We start from the raw sequence: 18,598 nt of genomic DNA, 5'->3' as shown, positions 1-18,598 counted from the left end.
CGAAAGAGCGCTCAGCGCTCGATCGTGCCGGTGCGGCGGATCTTCTTCTGCAGCAGCAGGACGCCGTAAAGCAGCGCCTCGGCCGTCGGAGGGCAGCCCGGGACATAGATGTCGATCGGGACGATGCGGTCGCAGCCGCGCACCACCGAGTAGCTGTAGTGGTAGTAGCCGCCGCCATTGGCGCAGGAGCCCATCGAGATGACGTAGCGCGGCTCCGGCATCTGGTCGTAGACCTTGCGTAGAGCCGGGGCCATCTTGTTGGTCAGCGTGCCGGCCACGATCATCACGTCCGACTGGCGCGGCGAGGCGCGCGGCGCGAAGCCGAAGCGCTCGACATCGTAGCGCGGCATCGAGAGCTGCATCATCTCGACGGCGCAGCAGGCCAGCCCGAAGGTCATCCACATCAGCGAGCCCGTGCGGGCCCAGTTGATCAGATCGTCCGTCGCGGTGACGAGGAAGCCCTTGTCGGCCAGTTCATTGTTGATCTCGACGAAGAACGGATCACGCGCCCCCAACGGCTTGCCGTCGGGACCGAGCAAACCCCTCGGCGCCTGCGCGACGAGCGGATCACCACGATCGATCGCTGTGACTGCCATGACCTATTCCTTGTGAACCTTTGCCTGCCGGATCGAATGCGGAGCGCCGCCTCGCAACCCGACAGTCAGTCCCACTCCAGCGCGCCCTTGCGCCACTCGTAGATGAAACCCACGGTGAGCACGCCGAGAAAGACCATCATCGACCAGAAACCATACCAGCCGAGCCCGCCGAAGGCGACGGCCCAGGGGAACAGGAACGCGACCTCGAGATCGAAGATGATGAAGAGAATCGCGACCAGATAGAAGCGGACGTCGAACTTCATGCGCGCATCGTCGAAGGCGTTGAAGCCGCATTCGTAGGCCGAGAGCTTTTCCGCGTCCGGCTTCGAATAGGCGATCGCGAAGGGCGCGATCAGCAGGGCCAGGCCGATCACCGCCGAGACGCCGATGAACAGCACCAGCGGCAGGTAGTCGCTCAGGATGGATGGCACCGTGGCAGCTTGCATGGTCGAACTCATTTCAGGCGGCCGTGGCGCGGCTCGCTGTCCCAGTCGCTTAGACCCTCGATTAGAATGAAGCAAGACTCCGCCGCGCCGCACAATCGCCGCATCCGGGTTGAACCCAGCGCAGAATGCGGCAAAATCCGGCCTCGTCTCGCCGCAGCCCTGCCATGCATCGGCGAAAAATCGACAAAACCGCGTGCTTTCGGCATGCGGCAGCGGCAGCAATCCGTTCACCGTGCCGAATCGTTGCCGGCTGCGCGAGCGCTTTATCCCGAAAGGCCTTCGATGTTTCGTGATCCCCGCCCCGCTCGCCAGCCATGCATTTGCGGGCGCCCGGCCACGCGATGAGCCCGGCCTGCCTTTCGCGCGTGCTGGCCATGCCGGCGCTCGCCCTGCTGCTCTCGACGACCGCGGTCTACGCCCAGGAGGGCGAGCCGATGCGCGCGCCGCTGCCGCCGCAGCGCCCGTTCGACCTCGACCTGGAAGGCACGCCGAAGCTGCCGCCGATCGTGGTGCCGCCGCCGACGCCACGCGCTTCCGCTCCCGATACGCCCGTGCCGGCCTCCTCGCAGGAGACTCCCGCAGCGACACCGGCTCCGGAAACCCCGCCGGCCGAGGCCACGCCGCCCAACCCCGGCGAGCCCGATGACGATGAAGGCGTCGAGTGGCCGAAGCTGACGCCCGGCCAGAAGGCGGGCGCCGAGCCCGATTTCGATCCGAACGAAAAGCCGGAGCGGCCGGGCATCTCGACGGATCCCGGCACCTCGATCGCCTGCCTGCCGCAGGAGCTGAAGCAGATCCTCGGCAAGATCGCCGACAGATATGGGGCGGTGAAGGTGACCTCGACCTGGCGGCCGCCCTGGCGCGCCCGGCGCGGCTCCTATCATAAGGGCTGCCAGGCGATGGATTTCCGCGTCCCCGGCGTCAGGCCGCGACTGGTGCTGGAATGGGTGCGCGCGCTCCCCGAGGTCGGCGGCAACCATGTCTATTGGAACGGGCTGATCCATATCGATACCGGGCCGCGCCGACCCTGGTAGGCTTGGTGGGGGCCGGCCTCTATCACGACAGCTCTTCGCCTGTCCGCGGAACCACTGCGTCATCCCGGGCTTGACCCGGGATCCATGCCGGAGCGAGTCCGGTCAATGGTCAGGCATGGCTCCCGAATCTCCGCTTCGCTCCGTCCGGGATGACCAGCACCATTAGGGAGCGCTGAAGCCCCGAGTCTTCAGCGCCCTACTCGCCCTCAAAAAACAGGCTTGACTGTTTGTAAGTGGAGTCGCACCGTTTCCCCATCGTCAAGGGGAGCGAGGTCGGGATGAGCGGTACCGGCAAGCGGCGATCGCAGAAGCAGCGCAGCGCGGAGACATCCGCGCGGCTGATGAACGCGACCATCGACCTGCTGCACGACCAGGGGTTGGCCCGCACCACCACGCCGGAGATCGCCCGCGTCGCCGGCGTCTCCCGCGGGGCGCTGACCCACCATTTCGCCAGCCGCGAGGCGATCATCACCGCCTCTGTCGCCGACCTGCTCGGCAAGTCGACGCGCGACCTGCACCGCTTCGCCGAGGATTTCGTCGAGCGCGGCGGCTCCAGCGACGAGATCGTCGACTACATCTGGCGGATGATGGACGACCGGCTGTTCTACGTGACCATGGAGTATCTGCCGGAAGCCCGCCACAACCCGGCTTTCCGCGCCGACCTCATCCCGCTGGTCAAGGAATTCCACGCCGGGCTCGACGCGATCTGGACCGCGCTCGCGGCCCGCGCCGGCACCGATCCCGACCATACCCGCACGGTGATGAACGCGACGATGTGCCTGTTCCGGGGCATGATCAGCCAGACCGTGCTGCGTCCCAACGACCCCGCCTATTACGAGGGCATGCAGCGGTTCTGGAAGCAGCAGGTCAGCCAGCATTTCCCGATGAAACCAGCCGCCGTGCCCGGCGCGCGCAAGACGGCGACGGCATGACGGCTGCACTGACCATCCAGGGCCTGAAGCTCGGCTTCTACGGCGTGCAGGTGCTGCGCGGCGTCGATTTCGCGGTGCCGCAGGGCTCCTTCACCGGATTGATCGGCCCGAACGGCGCCGGCAAATCGACCCTGTTCAATGCGGTTTCCGGGCTCTACCCGCCGCAGGCTGGCTCGGTCCGGCTCGGCGCGACCGAGACGGCAGGGATGCCGCCGGAGAAGCTCGTCGCGGCGGGTCTCGTCCGCTCCTTCCAACTCGCGCGCGGCTTTCCCAAGCTCAGCGTCTTCCAGCACCTCATGCTCTATGGCGCCGAGCAGCCGGGCGAAGGCCTGCTGGCCGGGCTGATCGGAACGAGCGGAGCCAAGCGTCGCGAGGCCGAACTCTCCGAGAAGGCCTTCGGAATCGCCCGCCGCTTGAAGCTCGACCATGTGCTCGACAACCCCGTCACCGCCCTCTCCGGCGGCCAGAAGAAGCTGGTCGAGATCGGCCGGGCGCTGATGGCCGAGCCGAAGCTCCTGCTGCTCGACGAGCCGATGGCCGGCGTCAACCCGAGCCTGACCGAGCAGATCGCCGAACACCTCGTCGCACTCAACCGCGACGGGCTGACGATCTGCCTGATCGAGCATGACATGGGGCTGATCCGGAAGCTCTGCGCGCCCGTCATCGTCATGGCCGAGGGCAAGACGCTGACGCAGGGCACGTTCGACGAGGTCGCCTCCGATACCCGCGTGCAGGAAGCCTATCTCGGGAGGCGTCATTGAGCGCGGCACAGAGCGAATTGCTCGCCGTCGACGGCATCGTCGCCGGCTATGGCGCGGCCGAACAGATCCTGAAGGGCACTTCGCTCACGGTCTCAGCCGGCGAGATCGTCTCGATCATCGGCCCAAACGGCGCCGGCAAGTCGACATTGCTCAAGACCATCGCCGGGCTCGTCCAGGCGCGTGACGGCACGATCCGGCTCAAGGGCGGCGACGTGACCCGCGAGAATGCGCTCGGCCGGGCGAAGGCCGGCATCGGCTTCGTGCCGCAGGAGCGCAATGTCTTCGGCGCGATGACGGTCGCCGAGAATCTCGAGATCAGCGGCTTTCAGGAACCCGGCAAGGTCAGGGAGCGCAGCGAACAGATGTATGCGCGCTATCCGATGCTGGCGGAGAAGCGCAAGGCGCTGGCCCGCACGCTCTCGGGCGGCCAGCGCCAGATCCTCGCCATGGCGATGGGGCTGATGAACGCCCCTGCCCTGCTCCTGCTCGACGAGCCGACGGCCGGGCTTTCGCCCAAGGCTGCCGACGAGCTGTTCGATGCGATCGTCGCGCTCAACAAGGGCGGCCTGCCGATCCTGATGGTCGAGCAGCATGCGCTCGAAGCGCTGCAGATCTCGACGCGCGGCTATGTGCTGGTCTCCGGCCGCAACAGCCGCGAGGGCGCGGGCCCCGCGCTCGCCACCGATCCCGAAATCCGCCGGCTCTTTCTCGGCGGCTAGGACGACGCCGAAACGACAGCAAACCAACAAGACAACAGGGGAACAGCATGACCGAGTTCACGACCGACCGCCGCACGCTGCTGGCAGGCGCTGCCGCGCTTGCCGGCCTCTCCGCCCTGCCCGGCCGTGCGCTGGCCCAGGGCGCGCCGATCAAGATCGGCACGCTGACGCCGCTGACCGGCGCGGGCGGCCCCTATGGCCCCGTCATGGTCAAGGCGGTCAAGGCCGTGATCGACGAGGTCAATGCCGCCGGCGGCGTGCTCGGCCGCAAGGTCGAGCTGATCTCGGAAGACGACCAGACCAATCCTGAGGCCGGCGTCCGCGCCGCCCGCAAGCTGATCGATGTCGACAAGGTCTCGGCCATCCTCGGCACCTGGGCCTCGTCGGTCACCACCGCCGTCGCACCGCTCTGCTGGGAATCGAAGACCTTCCTCGCGACCGTCTCGGGCGCCGATTCGATCACGCAACTGCCGCATCAGGGCTACCTGATCCGCACCCAGCCGAACACGACCCTTCAAGGCCGCAAATTCGGCGAGTTCTGCATCGCCGAGAAGGCCAAGCGCGTCTTCTTCCTGTCGCCGCAGACGCCCTTCGCCAAGAGCCAGTTCGACAACATCACCGAGGCCGTGAAGAAGGCCGGCGGCGAGACCGGCTCGCTGATCTATGATGACAAGAAGCCGGCCTATCGCAGCGAGATCGACGAGGTGCTGCGCTTCAAGCCCGACGCGATCATCTTCGGCGGCTACACGCCCGATACCGCCGTCATGCTCAAGGATGCCTACCGCGCCGGCTATGGCGGGTTGAAGGTCGCCTTCGGCTATGCCGTCAACCAGAAGCTGGTCGAGAGCGTGCCGGCCGAGGTCGTCGACAAGACCTTCACGATCGCGCCATCGCCGGCCGAGGGCTCGAAGGCCTATGCGCGGCTGGTCAAGATGATCGGCGTCGCCTCGCCCGATCCCTACACCACTCAGGTCTACGACCAGATCAACCTGATCCTGATGGCGATCGCCATCGCCGGCGACACCTCCGGCACCGCGATCAAGGACGCGGTCCGCAAGGTCAGCCAGGCGCAGGGCGGCGCCAAGGTCGACAACGCGCTCGACGGACTGAAGGCGATCGCCGCCAAGCAGCCGGTCGATTATGACGGCGCCAGCGGCCCCTGCGACTTCACCGAGACCGGCGACATCGCCGATTGCCAGTTCCGCTACGAGCAGGTCCAGGGCGGCAAGCTGGCGCTGGTGAAGATCGCGTGAGCCAGTTGCTGCAGGCGCTCGTCAACGGGGTGATGAGCGGGACGCTGATCGCCGTCCCGGCCATCGGCTTCTCCGCCATCTTCGCGGTGCTGCGCTATCCGAACTTCGCCATCGCGGCCTATGCCACCATCGGCGCCTTCGCGGCCTGGTGGGCGAATGTCGCGATGGGGCTGCCGGTGCCGGCCGCGCTCCTCGTCGCCTTCGCGGTGACGGGGCTCGTCGGCGTCGTGGCCGAAGAGACCTCGCTGAAGCGCCTGCGCAACAACGGTGCGCTGATCGTGGCCATCGCCTCGATCGCGCTCAATCTCGTGCTGGAGAACATCGTCCGCTTCATCTTCGGCAACGAGATGCGCGGCTACGACCTGCCGATCGCGCGGGATATGCGCTTCGGCGACCTGCGTATCGGCCCGCAGCAGCTCCAGAGCCTGCTGCTCGCCGTCGCGATCATGGCGGCGATGTTCCTGTTCCTGCGCTATACCCGCTTCGGCAAGGCGATGCGCGCCGTCGCCGACAATCCCGATCTCGCCCGGCTCAAGGGCATCGATCCCGCCAGGATCGCGATCGTCACGCTGTTCCTGGGCGCAGGGCTGACCGGCGTCGGCGGCGTGCTGATCGGGCTCGACACCTCGATCGACCCGCTGACCGGCTATCGCGTGCTGCTCTCGGTCTTCGCCGCCGCCGTGCTCGGCGGGCTCGGCTCGATCCCCGGCGCGGTCGTCGGCGCGCTGATGCTCGGCATCGCCGAGGAACTGGCATTGCTCGTCGTTCCCGCGACCTATCGCACCGGCGTCGGCTTCGTCGCGATCCTGCTGATGCTCACCTTCCGCCCGCGCGGCATCCTCGGGGAAAGGGCCGCCTGATGCTGTCCTATCTGATCTTCACCCTGACGCTCTGCGCCATCTACGGCCTGCTCGCGCTCAGCCTGAACCTGATCTGGGGTGGCGCGGGCCTCGTCAATCTCGGCCTTGCCGGCTTCTTCGCGGTGGGGGCCTACGCCTCGGCGCTGGCGACGGGTGCGGGCGCGCCGGTCCTGATCGGCTGGGGCGCGGCGCTCGTGGTGGGCGCGGCGGTTGGACTCATAGTCACCTTCGCGACGCTACGCCTGCGCGACGACTATCTCGCCATCGTCACGCTCGGCTTCGCCGAGGTCATTCGCCTCGTCGCACTCAACGAGCGCTGGCTGACCAACGGCTCGGACGGCATCTCCGGCATCAAGGCGCCGCTCAAGGCCGAGCTCGGCACGCAGAACTTCGCCTATTTCTATCTCGGCCTCGCCACGCTGGTGCTGATCATCGTTTGGGCGCTGCTACGCCGGCTCGACGCCTCGCCCTATGGCCGCGCCTTGAAGGCGATCCGCGAGGACCAGCAGCTGGCGAGCTTCGCCGGCAAGCCGGTGCTGCGCTTCAAGCTGCAGGCCTTCGCGCTCTCGGCCGCGATCGCGGCGCTGGCAGGCGCGCTCTATGCGCATTTCCAGTCCTATGTCTCGCCCGACCATTTCCAGCCGCTGATCACGATCTACATCTTCCTCGCCGTCACGGCCGGCGGCGTGGGGCGCCCGAGTGGTGCCGTGCTCGGCGCCTATCTGGTCGTGATCTTCCTGGAGGCGACGCGCTTCATCACCGAATGGGTGCCGGGCCTGCAACCGGTCCAGCTTGCCGCCACGCGCGAAATGCTGATCGGCATCGCCCTCATCCTCGTCCTGCATCTCAAGCCGCAGGGCATCCTGCCCGAGCGCATCCCGAAGGCGCCGGTTCCTCCGACCGCCGCCTGAAGCCAGAGAAGGTCTGCCCATGTCCGACGATCTCGCCACCCTCTCCGCCCTCATCAAGGAGCCCGGCCAGCCCGACACGGTGTTCAAGGCCTTCGAGGACATCACCCGCCGCCTCGTCGGCCATGAGCTGTTCACGCTGCTTTATGTCGACGGCCAGGAGGTCGCGCGCATCTATTCCAACCGGCCGGCCGAGTACCCGGTCTCCGGCCGCAAGACGATGGGCCCGACGCCCTGGGGCAAGCATGTGCTCGACGGCCGCCAGCCCTATCTCGGCAAGGACAAGGCCGGCATCCGCTGGGCCTTCTTCGATCACGAGCTGATCGAGAGCATGGGGCTGGGCTCCGTGATCAACATCCCCGCGATCTATGACGGCAAGGTGGTCGGCACGATCAACCTGCTCGCGCCCGAACACCATTACCGCGAGGAGCATGTCGCGCCGGTCGAGAAGCTCGCGCCGCTGCTGGTGCCGGCCTTCCTCGCCGCGCGCGCCGCCAACAAGGCCGCCTGATCCCGTTTCCCCGACGCATCCCGACCGAAGGAACATGCCAGTGGCTTCCACCCTCTTCACCAATGCCCGCATCGTCGACGGCTCGGCGCCGGAGGCAGGCGCGCCCGTCAGCGTCCTCGTCGAGGGCGGCACCATCCGCGAGGTCGGCAAGTCCGTGACCTCGGCCAAGGCCAAGGTCGTCGATCTCAAGGGCAAGACGCTGATGCCCGGCCTGATCGACGCCCATGTCCATGTCGTAGCCGGCGTCGCCGATCTCGGCGCGAACTCCCGCCTGCCGGATTCGCTGGTCACCGCCCGCTCCTTCGGGATCATGCGGGCGATGCTGATGCGCGGCTTCACCACGGTGCGCGATGTCGGCGGCGCCGATTTCGGCCTGAAGCAGGCGACGGAGGAAGGCGATTTCCCGACGCCGCGCCTCGTCATCTCCGGCAAGGCGCTGAGCCAGACCGGCGGCCATGCCGATTTCCGTGGCCGCTATGACGACCGCCCGAGCGTAATCGAGCGCCACCGCCTCGGCGCGCTCGGCCGCATCTGCGACGGCGTCGACCAAATCCGCCGCGCCGCGCGCGAGGAGCTGAAGGGCGGCGCCGACTTCATCAAGATCATGGCCAATGGCGGCTGCGCTTCGCCGACCGACCCGATCCATTTCCTCGGCTTCTCGGTGAGCGAGTTGGAAGCCGTGGTCGAGGAAGCGAAGATGGCCGGCACCTATGTCTCGGCCCATGTCTATACCGACGACGCCATCCGCCGCTGCGTCGAGGCCGGCGTGCATTCGCTGGAGCATTGCAACCTGATCAAAGCCGAGACGGCGAAGCTCGCCGCCTCCAAGGGCGCCGTCGCGGTGCCGACTCTGGTGACCTATGACAAGCTGGTCTCGGACGGGCCGAAGCTCGGCTTCCCGCCGGATTCGGTCGCCAAGGTCGATGTCGTGCGCTCGGCCGGCATGGAATCGCTCGCCATCATGAAGAAGGCTGGCCTGACCATGGCCTATGGCAGCGACCTGCTCGGCGAGATGCACAAGTACCAGTCCGAGGAGTTCGTGATCCGCGGCCGCGCCCTGCCGGCCCATGAGGTCATCGCCTCGGCGACCCATGTCGCGGCCAAGCTCCTGAAGATGGAAGGCCTGATCGGCACCGTCGCGGCCGGCGCCCATGCCGACCTGATCGTCGTCGACGGCGACCCGCTGAAGGACCTCTCGCTCCTGACCCGCCAGGGTAAGCACATGCCTGTCATCATGAAGGGCGGCACCTTCATGAAGCGCGCCAGCCTGAACTGAGCATCAGGGCGCAGTGGCTCCTATCGGATGCCCTGCGCCCTGATCGTCCTGCGGAGTGAGCCTAGCCGGACCTGCAAGCCGGCTATATGACGGCTTCATGGGTCGTTCCGCCGTTACGATCAGGCTTGTCCTTCTCGCCCTGCTGGCTTTCGGCTGGCCCGCCAGCGGCATGGCCGAAGGGCGACGCGTCCAGATCATCACGTCCTTTCCGCCCTCCTTCTTCGAGCCGTTCCGCAGCGCCTTCCGCAAGCAGCATCCCGACATCGCCGTCGAGGTGGTGCAGCGGAAGACGACCGCCGCCGTCATCGACATCCGCGCGCAGAAGCGGCCGGAGGCCGACCTGTTCTGGGCCTCGGCGCCCGACGCCTTCGAACTGCTGAAGCGTGCGAACCTGCTGGCGCCCCTCCAGCCGCGCAGGACCGGCGCGCCCGAGACCATCGCCGGCTATCCCGTCAACGATCCCAACGGCCGCTATCTCGGTTTCGCCGTCTCGGGCTACGGGCTGGTCTACAACCCGGCCTATCTGGTGGCGCGCGGCCTGCCGGTGCCGCGCAACTGGGCCGATCTCGCAGCGCCGGTTTATGCCGGGCATATCGGCCTGACCTCGCCATCCCGCTCCGGCACCACGCATCTGATGGTCGAGGCTCTCCTGCAATCGCTCGGCTGGGAGCGCGGCTGGGCGCTCTGGTCGGCGATCGGCGGCAATCTCGCGACGATCACCGCGCGCAGCTTCGGCGTGAATGCCGGCGTCGCGCGCGGGCGCTTCGGCATCGGCATCTCCATCGATTTCCTGACGGAGGCCAATGCGACGGAGGGCGAAGGCAATCGCTTCGTTCTGCCGGGCGAGACGCTGTTCGCGCCTGCCAGCATCGCCAGGCTTGCGACCTCGCCCAACCCGAAGGAAGCAGAACTCTTCATCGATTTCGTGCTCTCGCCCGAAGGCCAGGCGATGCTGCGCGAGCCCCGGATCGGGCGCCTCGCCATTTCACCTTCAGCCTATGGGCCCGAGGAAACGCCGCCGCATCTCTCGGCAACGGAAAGCATCTTCAACCGGACGCGTTTCGATGCGGGGCTCTCGGCCGGGCGCTACGAACTCGTCAACCTGATCTTCGACGAGTGGATCACCTTCCGCCGCACCGAGCATGCCCGGCTCTGGCGCAGCCTGCAGGCGATGGAGGCGGCGCTGCTGACCCGCCCCGACGAGCAGGTCGCCAAGCTGCTGACGCAGGCGCGCGCCGCGCTGACGCAACCGCCGGTGTCAGCTGCGGAGCTGGAGAAGACGGATCGCTTCCGGAACATCGTCCGCGTGCCGCGCGGCCTGCCCGTGCCTGAAGAGCAGGCGCGGATCGAGGCCGATATCCGCAATGCGATCGCGGCTCGCGCGTCGGAAGCCGGCGACAGCTTGCAGCAGGCCGCCGAGCGGCTGGCGGGTTTGGGCTGGCGCGACGAAAGCCTGACCGGAGCGCGGCCATGACGCTCCCTCCCGTCAAGCGGCGCTTCGGCATCGGCGGGCGATTGATCGCGGCCTTCCTAGGCGTCGGCCTCTTCGCCGTCGGCGCCGGTATCGTCGGCGTGATCTCCTATGAGCGCTTGAGCAAGGAGCTGGCGGCGATTGCCCGGGAGCATCTGCCCGGCCTCGCCTCTGCCGCGCGGCTGGCCGAGGCCAGTGCCCGCGTCATCGCCAGCATGCCGGAACTTGCCAATGCCGAGCGGCGCGATGGCTATGAACGCGGTCGGCGCGTGGTGGGAGAGCGCCTGAGCGAACTGGACAAGGTTCTGTCCGAGCGAACGGGCAGCGGCTTCGACGCACCGCAGTTGACAGCCGTAGCGGCCGAGATCCGCCGCAACCTCAATGCCATCGACGACGTATCAGGGCGCCGCTTCACGCTTGCCGAACGCATCCGCGGCGTCAGCGAGGAACTGCGCTGGCTCCAGGCCGATCTCATCGACGAGATCGAGCCGCTGACCGACGATGCCCGCTTCAACATCGATACCGCGCTCGGCCAGAGCGGCAGCGAGGCGGCAGCGGCCAAGCCGAACACGATCCGCGAGGAAACCCGCAAGAGCGAAGCGCTGATGACGCTCAACGCCCAGGCCAACCTGATCGTCGGCCTGTTCGGGCGGCTCGGCACCGTCCAGACCCGCGAGGACATGGAGCAGACCGGCCATGTCATCGGCGAGGCTGTCGACCAGCTCGAGGTCGAGGCCAAGGCGCTCGCCGGCTGGCCCGACACGATCACCGTCCGGCAGATCACGCAGCGCCTGATCGGGCTCGCCGATACCACGACCGGCCTGCCCGGCCTCAAGCGCGCGGAACTCGCGGCGCTGGCCGACGCGCAACGGCTGATCTCGGAAAGCCGCCGCCTCGTCACGGAACTCGGCACGCTGGTCTCGCAGGAGGTGCAACGTACCGAGTCCGTGGCGAAGGAGGCCGCCGACCGCTCGGCCGAGGCGATACGGCTCGGCCGCAACCTGCTGCTTGCCATTGCTGCGGCCTCGCTGCTCGGCGCGCTGTTGATCGGCTGGTTCTATGTCCGGCGCCATCTCGTGGCGCGCCTGCGCGTGCTGACCGAGGCGGCGACCAGCATCGCCAGCGGCCAGTCGTCGGCGCTGCTGCCCAAGGCGGGCAATGACGAGCTTGGCGATCTCGCCCGGGCGCTCGCCGTCTTCCGCCAGACGCGCGACGACCTGATCCAGGCGGCCAAGCTCGCGGCCCTCGGGCAGATGGCGGCGGGCTTGAGCCACGAACTCAACCAGCCGCTCGCCGCGATCCGCTCTCACGCCCATAACGGCGCATTGCTGCTGGAACGCGGACGGCCCGAGGAAGCACGCAAGGCGATTGGCCGCATCCAGGCGCTGACGACGCGCGCGGCCGACCTGATCGCGCATCTCAGGCGCTTCGCCCGCAAGCCCGGCGTGGTTCTCAACCCCGTTGCGGTCGGCGATACCATCGACACCGCGCTATCCCTGTTCGAGCCGCGTTTCGAAGCCGAGCGCGTCAGGCTCACGCGGGAGCTGCCGGCCGGGCGGCTCCATGTCCATGCCGAGGAGATCCGGCTGGAGCAGGTTCTGGTCAATCTGATGGCCAATGCGCTCGACGCCGTTTCAGGCATGGAGGACGCGACGATCGCGATCGGTGCGCGCCGTGCCGGCCACAAGGTCGAGATCTGGGTCGCGGATAGCGGCCCCGGCATCGACCGGGCGCATCTGGAACGCATCTTCGACCCGTTCTTCACGACCAAGCCGGTCGGCTCGGGGCTCGGCCTCGGCCTCTCGCTGTCCTACAACATCATCAAGGACCTCGGCGGCACGCTCGCGGTAGCCGAGACCGGCCCCGCCGGCACGCGCTTCCTGATCACGCTCGAAGGAACGACATCCCACGTCATGGCCCCGCTGGAAATCGACGCATGAACGCTCCCAAGGTCGTCCTCGTCGATGACGATGCCGAGGTGCTCGAAGCCTGGCGGCTGACGCTGGAGTTGGAAGGGTTTGCGGTTATCGCCAAGCGCTCCGGCGATGCCGCGCTCGCCGAACTTGGCCGCGACGCCGCCGTCGTGCTGGTCAGCGACGTGCGCATGCCCGGCCGCGACGGTTTCGGTTTGCTCGCGGCTGTGACCGCGATCGATCCGGAAATCCCGGTCGTGCTGATCACCGGCCATGCCGATGTTCCCATGGCGGTGAAGGCGATCCGCGAAGGCGCCTGGGATTTCGTCGAAAAGCCCGCCGATCCCGTCCGCCTGATCGAGACCATCCGGCGCGCCAGCGAATACCGCCGGCTGATCATCGAGAACCGTTCGCTTAAGGCCGGTGCCCATCCCGAGGACCCATGGGCGGCGCGCGTCGTCGGCCATTCGCCGGCGGTCGCGCGCCTGCGTAGCAGGCTCGCCCTGCTGGCCGATGCCGATACCGACGTGCTGCTCTTCGGCGAGACCGGCACCGGCAAGGAGGTCGCGGCCCGCGCGCTGCACGATCTCGGCAATCGCCGCGCCGGGCGCTTCGTCGCGGTCAATTGCGGGGCGATCCCCGAGACCATGATCGAGAGCGAGCTGTTCGGGCACGAGGCCGGAGCCTTCACCGGGGCGCGCGAGCGGCGGATCGGCAAGATCGAGCATGCCAGCGGCGGCACGCTCTTCCTCGACGAGATCGAGTCGATGCCGATGGCGGCGCAGGTGCGGCTGCTACGCGCGCTGCAGGAGCGGCGGATCGAGCGTCTCGGCTCCAACAAGGAGATCGCCGTCGATATCCGCATCGTCGCCGCGACCAAGACCGACCTCGCCGCGCTCGCGAAGGCCGGTGGCTTCCGCGAGGACCTGGTCTATCGGCTGAACGTCGTGACGCTGCGCCTGCCGCCCCTGCGCGACCGGCGCGAAGACATTCCGCTGCTGTTCCAGCATTTCCTTTCGCTTGCCGCCGCGCGCGTCGGCCGCTCGGCCCCGCCGCTCGGGCGCGACCTGCTCCAGCGGCTGGCGCGGCAGGACTGGCCGGGCAATGTCCGCGAATTGCGCAATGCCGCCGAGCGCAGCCTGCTCGGCATGGACGAGGATTTCGAAGATACGGATGCCGGCCCGGCCGCAACCGACGGCGCCGAGCGCTCGCTGGAGGAGCTGGTCGCCATCGCCGAGGCGGAGGGTATCGGCGCCGCGCTGAAGCGCCATAACGGGCGCATCGGCGTCACCGCCGCGGCGCTCGGCATCACCCGCAAGACGCTCTATCTGAAGATGCGCCGCTACGGCCTGAGTGGTTCGGCGGCGCTCGCGGACTGAGCGGCGATGTTACCGCAATGACCCATCGGGGGCTGTGGCAGGTTACCACCATGCCCCCGAAACCGGGTACCTGACGACCCCTTCTCCCGAATTCCCCAACGGAATCAAGACCGCAACCACTTGGCATCGCGGTTGCTGAAGCAGTGGCATCGACCTCGACGTCGACCCAAAAAATTCGCTTCGGGAGGAAGCCATGTTGAATCGTCGGACCGCGCTCGCGGCCACTCTCGGCCTGTCGCTGAGCGCCTCGTTTATGACCATCGCGCTGGCGCAGGCGCCGGCCGGCAAGGTCACGGTCGTGACCTCCTTTTCCAAGGACGTTACCGATCCCATCAAGAAGGCGTTCGAGAAGGCGGTTCCGGGCGTCACGCTCGAAGTACAGAACCGCAACACCAATGCCGGCGTGAAATATGTCGAGGAAACCAAGGCCAACAATCAGGTCGACCTGTTCTGGGCCTCGGCGCCCGACGCCTTCGAGGTGCTGAAGGGCAAGAAGCTGCTCACCGCCTACAAGCCGAAGGCGACCGGCATCCCCGACAAGATCGGCTCCTATCCGATCAATGATCCGGCCGGCTTCTATTTCGGCTTCGCCGCCTCCGGCTACGGCATAATGTGGAACGACCGCTATGCCAAGGCCAACAAGCTGCCCGAGCCCAAGGAGTGGCAGGACCTCGCCAAGCCGGTCTTCTACGACCATGTCGCGATCGCGGCGCCGTCGCGCTCCGGCACGACGCATCTGACGATCGAGACGATCCTGCAGGGCGAAGGCTGGGACAAGGGCTGGCGCACCATCAAGGAGATGGCCGGCAATTTCCGCTCGATCAACGAGCGCTCCTTCGGCGTGCCGGAGCAGGTCAATTCCGGCCAGGTCGGCGTCGGCGTCGTCATCGACTTCTTCGCCTTCTCGGCCCAGGCCTCGGGCTTCCCGGTCAAGTTCGTCTATCCGAGCGTGACGACCGTGGTTCCGGCCAATGTCGGCATCATCGCCAACCCGCCGAACAAGGCCGCGGCCGAAGCCTTCGTCGAATTCCTGCTCTCGCCCGCCGGTCAGGAAGTGCTGCTCGAGCCCGGCATCCGCCGCCTGCCGGTGAACCCGGCCGTCTATGCCAAGGCCGGCGCCGACTATCCGAACCCCTTCACCGATCCGCGTTTCCAGAAGATGATCGGCTTCGACGTCGACAAGTCGGAAGGCCGCACGGCGGTCGTCGACACGCTGTTCGACCAGCTGATCTCCTTCCAGCTCGACGCGCTGAAGGGCGTCAACAAGGTGCTGCACGAAGTCGATGCGGCCCTGGCCAAGAAGCCGAACGACAAGGCCAAGGCGCTGGCCGAGGAAGCGCGCGTGCTGCTCGCCGCCATGCCGGTCAGCGAGGCGCAGGCTGCCAGCGCGGAGCTGCGCGGCGCCTTCACCGGCGGCAAGGAAAAGGGCGCCCGCCAGGCCGAGGTCGAGGCGCAATGGGCAAGCTTCGCCCGCGACAACTACGCCAAGGCCAAGGCGAAGGCCGAAGAGGCGCTCAAGGCGGCGAAGTAAGCTCGTCTGTCTTCGTCGTCCTGCGGGTCATCCCGTGTGCGCTGCAGCGTGAAACGCTGCGGTGCAGACACGGGACCGCGCGACCAACAGGCGCCTTTTCCTGACAACGGTTCCGTGTCTGCGCAGCGGCATTTGCATGCCGCAGCGCGCACGGGATGACAGCCCGGCCGCATCTCATGACAGCCATCCCCACCACAACGGCTCCACGCCGCCCCCGTCGCATCGCCGGCACGCCCGGACAGATCGCGCTGGCGCTGGCGATCGCCGCCTTCCTCCTGATGTTCCTCGTGCTGCCGGTGGCGACGGTGATCTATGTCGCCTTCACCGAGAAGGGCACCTCGACCTTCACGCTGGTGAATTTCTACGATTTCGTCCGCACCGAGCTGTTCATGCGCTCGCTGTGGAACTCGTTCTATGTCTCTGCGATGTCTGTGGTCTGGGCCTCGGTCTTCGCCCTGCCGCTGGCCTATCTCACGACGCGCTTCGTCTTCCGCGGCGCCGCCATCGTCCAGACGCTCGGCTTCCTCCCGCTGATCATGCCGCCCTTCGTCGGCGCGGTGGCGATGCAGCTCTTCTTCGGCCGCAACGGCTCGATCAACCTGCTGCTGGACGACTGGTTCGGCTTCAAGATCGACTTCATGGAGGGGCTGAACGGCGTCATCTTCGTCCAGTCGGTCCATTATTTCCCGTTCATCCTGATCAATCTCTCGGCGGCCCTGCGCAATGTCGACCGCGCCATGGAGGAGGCCGCGCAGAATCTCGGCTCCTCGGGCTTCCGGCTGTTCCGTCGGATCGTCTTCCCGCTGGCGATGCCGGGTTATCTCGCCGGGGCCTCGCTCGTCTTCGTCAAGGTCTTCGACGATCTCGCAACCCCGCTCCTGCTCAACGTCAAGGACATGCTGGCGCCGCAGGCCTATCTGCGGGTCACCTCGATCGGCATCGCCGACCCGATGGGCTACGTCATCTCGGTCGTGCTGATCATCGCCTCGGTCACGGCGATGTGGCTCTCGGCGCGGGCGCTGAAGGGGCGGGACTACGCCACGACGCAGCGCGGCGGCGGCGGCCTCGCCAAGCGGGTGATGACGCCGATGGAGGCCGTGTTCGGCTATGGCATCGTCATCCTGATCCTGGCGCTGGTGCTGGCGCCGCATCTGGGCCTGCTGCTGCTCTCCTTCGCAACGATCTGGTCGTATTCGCCGCTGCCCGATGCCTTCACGACGGCGCATTACGCCCGCGTCTTCGGCGAGAGCTCGGTCTACATCAAGAACACGCTGATCTACGCGACGATCGCCGGCGGCATCGACGTCGTTCTCGGCGTCGCCATCGCCTATCTCGTGCTGCGGACCAAGCTCGTCGGCCGCGAATGGCTCGACTGGATGGCGACCGCCGCGCTCGCGATCCCCGGCGTGGTGCTCGGCATCGGGTATCTCAGGACCTTCTACGGCGTCACCCTGCCGGACGGGACGCCGCTCGCCGCGCTCTGGATCACCATCGTGCTGGCGCTGGCGATCCGGCGCCTGCCCTATGCCTTGCGGGCCTGCTATGCGGCGCTCCAGCAGATATCGGTCTCGCTTGAGGAGGCGGCCGAGAATCTCGGAGCCACCAAGGCGCGCACGGTCCGGCGCATCGTCGTGCCCTTGATGGCGGGCGGCATCCTCGCCGGCTTCGTCACCTCGTTCTCGACGGCCGCCGTCGAGCTCTCGGCGACATTGATGCTGGTGCAGTCCAACTCGGACGCGCCGCTGGCTTACGGGCTCTATGTCTTCATGCAGTCGGCAGCAGGGCGCGGTCCCGGCGCCGCGCTCGGCGTCGTCGCGGTGATCCTCGTCGCGGCCTGCACCTTCCTCTCCCACCTCATCATCGAACGCAGCCAGAAGGCCAAGGGAATGGGCCACTGATCATGAACGCGACCGTCTCCCTAACCACGCCCGCCGTCGCCGTCGATATCGAAGGCGTCAACCTGTCCTACGGCACCAACCATGTGCTCAAGAACGTCAATCTGGCGATCAAGCCGGGCGAGTTCTTCGCCTTCCTCGGCCCCTCCGGCTGCGGCAAGACCACGCTGCTGCGCCTGATCGCCGGCTTCAACCATGCCGATACCGGCGAAGTCCGAATCGGCGGCAAGCCGATCACCGACCTGCCGCCCTGGAAACGCGATGTCGGCATGGTCTTCCAGTCCTATGCGCTCTGGCCGCATATGACGGTGCGCCGCAACGTCGCCTTCGGGCTGGAGGAGCGCGGCGTGAAGCGCGCCGAGGTCGAGCGGCGCGTCGAGGCGGCCTTAGGCCTCGTCGGCCTCGCCCATCTTGCCGAGCGGCGGCCCTCGCAGCTCTCGGGCGGCCAGCAGCAGCGCGTCGCGGTGGCACGCACCGTCGCGGTCGAGCCCAAGGTTCTACTGCTCGACGAGCCGCTCTCCAATCTCGACGCCAAGATGCGCGTGCAGGTGCGTCGGGAACTGCGCGACCTGCAGCAGCGCCTCGGCCTGACCACGATCTTCGTGACCCATGATCAGGAAGAAGCGAACACGATCTGCGACCGCATCGCCGTAATGAACGACGGCATCGTCCAGCAGGTCGGCACGCCGATGGAGCTCTACGAGCGGCCGGCGAACCTGTTCGTGGCCGGATTCCTCGGCACCGCCAATATCGTCGGCGGGAAGCTGACCGGCAGCGGCGGGACCCGAGTCTTCGAGATCGAGGGCGGGACGCGGGTGCCGGTTCCAGCCGAAGCTGAGGTGCCGGAGGGCGCCAAGCTGGTCTTCCGGCCGCAGCATGCCAGCCTCGGTGATGCGGGCCCGGCCGGAGACGAGATGCTCGCCCTGCCCTGCACCGTCGCCAATCGCGAGTTCCTCGGCGCGAGCGTGCGCTACGGCGTGCGGATCGGGACGACGGAAGTGGCAGTGGACGTGCCCTTCCAGTCCGGCAGCGGCTTGTTCGAGGTCGGCAGCGGGGCGACGCTCAGGCTGTCGCCGCATGCGCTGCTGTGGCTGGCGGGTTAAGGGGCACTAC

The 18,598-nt window shown here is 67.4% G+C and carries 17 protein-coding genes; 15 read left to right on the top strand and 2 right to left on the bottom strand.

The genetic code is table 11. The features are described from left to right. Positions 1–11 precede the first annotated feature (11 nt). Together WFK61_RS15145 and WFK61_RS15140 are read right to left on the bottom strand one after the other, a co-directional pair. On the bottom strand, positions 12–596 hold the full coding sequence (locus WFK61_RS15145) for a NuoB/complex I 20 kDa subunit family protein (RefSeq protein WP_173046135.1): 585 nt from the start codon (positions 594–596) through the stop codon (positions 12–14). Positions 597–661: 65 nt separating this feature from the next. After that, the gene (locus WFK61_RS15140) at positions 662–1,042 is read right to left on the bottom strand and encodes an NADH-quinone oxidoreductase subunit A (protein WP_374678812.1); all 381 of its coding nucleotides are present in this window, start codon (positions 1,040–1,042) and stop codon (positions 662–664) included. Between the two features lie 341 nt (positions 1,043–1,383). Between WFK61_RS15140 and WFK61_RS15135 the strand changes: the two genes are divergently transcribed. The 15 genes from WFK61_RS15135 (at position 1,384) to WFK61_RS15065 (ending at position 18,588) form a co-directional block, all read left to right on the top strand. Then, positions 1,384–2,076: a YcbK family protein gene (locus tag WFK61_RS15135; protein WP_336812922.1), complete on the top strand. Its 693-nt coding sequence runs from the start codon at positions 1,384–1,386 to the stop codon at positions 2,074–2,076. 278 nt (positions 2,077–2,354) lie between these two features. Then, complete coding sequence (locus tag WFK61_RS15130; protein WP_336812921.1) at positions 2,355–3,008, top strand: TetR/AcrR family transcriptional regulator; 654 nt, start codon at positions 2,355–2,357, stop codon at positions 3,006–3,008. After that, entirely contained in the window at positions 3,005–3,769 is a 765-nt protein-coding gene (locus WFK61_RS15125; RefSeq protein ID WP_336812920.1) for an ABC transporter ATP-binding protein, read from the top strand. The genes WFK61_RS15130 and WFK61_RS15125 overlap by 4 nt, the downstream gene beginning before the upstream one ends. Then, the gene (locus WFK61_RS15120) at positions 3,766–4,488 is read left to right on the top strand and encodes an ABC transporter ATP-binding protein (protein WP_336812919.1); all 723 of its coding nucleotides are present in this window, start codon (positions 3,766–3,768) and stop codon (positions 4,486–4,488) included. Before WFK61_RS15125 ends, WFK61_RS15120 begins: the two co-directional genes overlap by 4 nt. A 47-nt stretch (positions 4,489–4,535) precedes the next feature. Beyond that, a complete protein-coding gene (locus tag WFK61_RS15115) occupies positions 4,536–5,741 on the top strand; it encodes an ABC transporter substrate-binding protein (protein WP_336812918.1) in 1,206 nt (401 codons plus the stop codon). Further along, positions 5,738–6,601 carry a branched-chain amino acid ABC transporter permease gene (locus WFK61_RS15110; protein WP_336812917.1) on the top strand — a complete coding sequence of 288 codons (864 nt, stop codon included), beginning with the start codon at positions 5,738–5,740 and terminating at the stop codon, positions 6,599–6,601. Before WFK61_RS15115 ends, WFK61_RS15110 begins: the two co-directional genes overlap by 4 nt. Further along, on the top strand, positions 6,601–7,512 hold the full coding sequence (locus WFK61_RS15105; protein ID WP_336812916.1) for a branched-chain amino acid ABC transporter permease: 912 nt from the start codon (positions 6,601–6,603) through the stop codon (positions 7,510–7,512). Before WFK61_RS15110 ends, WFK61_RS15105 begins: the two co-directional genes overlap by 1 nt. Before the next feature lie 19 nt (positions 7,513–7,531). Beyond that, positions 7,532–8,020 carry a GAF domain-containing protein gene (locus WFK61_RS15100; protein ID WP_336812915.1) on the top strand — a complete coding sequence of 163 codons (489 nt, stop codon included), beginning with the start codon at positions 7,532–7,534 and terminating at the stop codon, positions 8,018–8,020. 40 nt (positions 8,021–8,060) lie between these two features. Continuing rightward, the gene (locus tag WFK61_RS15095; protein ID WP_336812914.1) at positions 8,061–9,296 is read left to right on the top strand and encodes a metal-dependent hydrolase family protein; all 1,236 of its coding nucleotides are present in this window, start codon (positions 8,061–8,063) and stop codon (positions 9,294–9,296) included. A 97-nt stretch (positions 9,297–9,393) separates the two neighbouring features. Next, complete coding sequence (locus tag WFK61_RS15090; protein ID WP_336812913.1) at positions 9,394–10,770, top strand: ABC transporter substrate-binding protein; 1,377 nt, start codon at positions 9,394–9,396, stop codon at positions 10,768–10,770. Then, entirely contained in the window at positions 10,767–12,707 is a 1,941-nt protein-coding gene (locus tag WFK61_RS15085; RefSeq protein ID WP_336812912.1) for an ATP-binding protein, read from the top strand. Before WFK61_RS15090 ends, WFK61_RS15085 begins: the two co-directional genes overlap by 4 nt. Beyond that, entirely contained in the window at positions 12,704–14,059 is a 1,356-nt protein-coding gene (locus WFK61_RS15080) for a sigma-54-dependent transcriptional regulator (RefSeq protein WP_336812911.1), read from the top strand. The genes WFK61_RS15085 and WFK61_RS15080 overlap by 4 nt, the downstream gene beginning before the upstream one ends. 196 nt (positions 14,060–14,255) lie before the next feature. Next, on the top strand, positions 14,256–15,590 hold the full coding sequence (locus WFK61_RS15075) for an ABC transporter substrate-binding protein (protein WP_336813014.1): 1,335 nt from the start codon (positions 14,256–14,258) through the stop codon (positions 15,588–15,590). A gap of 176 nt (positions 15,591–15,766) precedes the next feature. Next, a complete protein-coding gene (locus WFK61_RS15070; protein WP_336812910.1) occupies positions 15,767–17,488 on the top strand; it encodes an ABC transporter permease in 1,722 nt (573 codons plus the stop codon). A 2-nt stretch (positions 17,489–17,490) separates the two neighbouring features. Beyond that, positions 17,491–18,588, top strand: a complete 1,098-nt coding sequence (locus WFK61_RS15065) for an ABC transporter ATP-binding protein (RefSeq protein WP_336812909.1) — start codon at positions 17,491–17,493, stop codon at positions 18,586–18,588. Positions 18,589–18,598: the final 10 nt, after the last annotated feature.

The organism is Allobosea sp. MMO-172 (genome assembly GCF_037147855.1).
Classification (GTDB): Bacteria; Pseudomonadota; Alphaproteobacteria; order Rhizobiales; family Beijerinckiaceae; genus Allobosea.
The sequence above is the reverse complement of the archived record's forward strand: the minus strand, read 5'-3'. Positions and strand labels throughout refer to the sequence as shown.

Coding starts and splice junctions, on each gene's coding strand:
- WFK61_RS15090 (WP_336812913.1), top strand. CDS start 9,394: ATGGGTCGTTCCGCCGTTACGATCAGGCTTGTCCTTCTCGCCCTGCTG.
- WFK61_RS15070 (WP_336812910.1), top strand. CDS start 15,767: ATGACAGCCATCCCCACCACAACGGCTCCACGCCGCCCCCGTCGCATC.
- WFK61_RS15065 (WP_336812909.1), top strand. CDS start 17,491: ATGAACGCGACCGTCTCCCTAACCACGCCCGCCGTCGCCGTCGATATC.
- WFK61_RS15115 (WP_336812918.1), top strand. CDS start 4,536: ATGACCGAGTTCACGACCGACCGCCGCACGCTGCTGGCAGGCGCTGCC.
- WFK61_RS15135 (WP_336812922.1), top strand. CDS start 1,384: ATGAGCCCGGCCTGCCTTTCGCGCGTGCTGGCCATGCCGGCGCTCGCC.
- WFK61_RS15085 (WP_336812912.1), top strand. CDS start 10,767: ATGACGCTCCCTCCCGTCAAGCGGCGCTTCGGCATCGGCGGGCGATTG.
- WFK61_RS15125 (WP_336812920.1), top strand. CDS start 3,005: ATGACGGCTGCACTGACCATCCAGGGCCTGAAGCTCGGCTTCTACGGC.
- WFK61_RS15105 (WP_336812916.1), top strand. CDS start 6,601: ATGCTGTCCTATCTGATCTTCACCCTGACGCTCTGCGCCATCTACGGC.
- WFK61_RS15100 (WP_336812915.1), top strand. CDS start 7,532: ATGTCCGACGATCTCGCCACCCTCTCCGCCCTCATCAAGGAGCCCGGC.
- WFK61_RS15140 (WP_374678812.1), bottom strand. CDS start 1,042: ATGCAAGCTGCCACGGTGCCATCCATCCTGAGCGACTACCTGCCGCTG.
- WFK61_RS15145 (WP_173046135.1), bottom strand. CDS start 596: ATGGCAGTCACAGCGATCGATCGTGGTGATCCGCTCGTCGCGCAGGCG.
- WFK61_RS15130 (WP_336812921.1), top strand. CDS start 2,355: ATGAGCGGTACCGGCAAGCGGCGATCGCAGAAGCAGCGCAGCGCGGAG.
- WFK61_RS15080 (WP_336812911.1), top strand. CDS start 12,704: ATGAACGCTCCCAAGGTCGTCCTCGTCGATGACGATGCCGAGGTGCTC.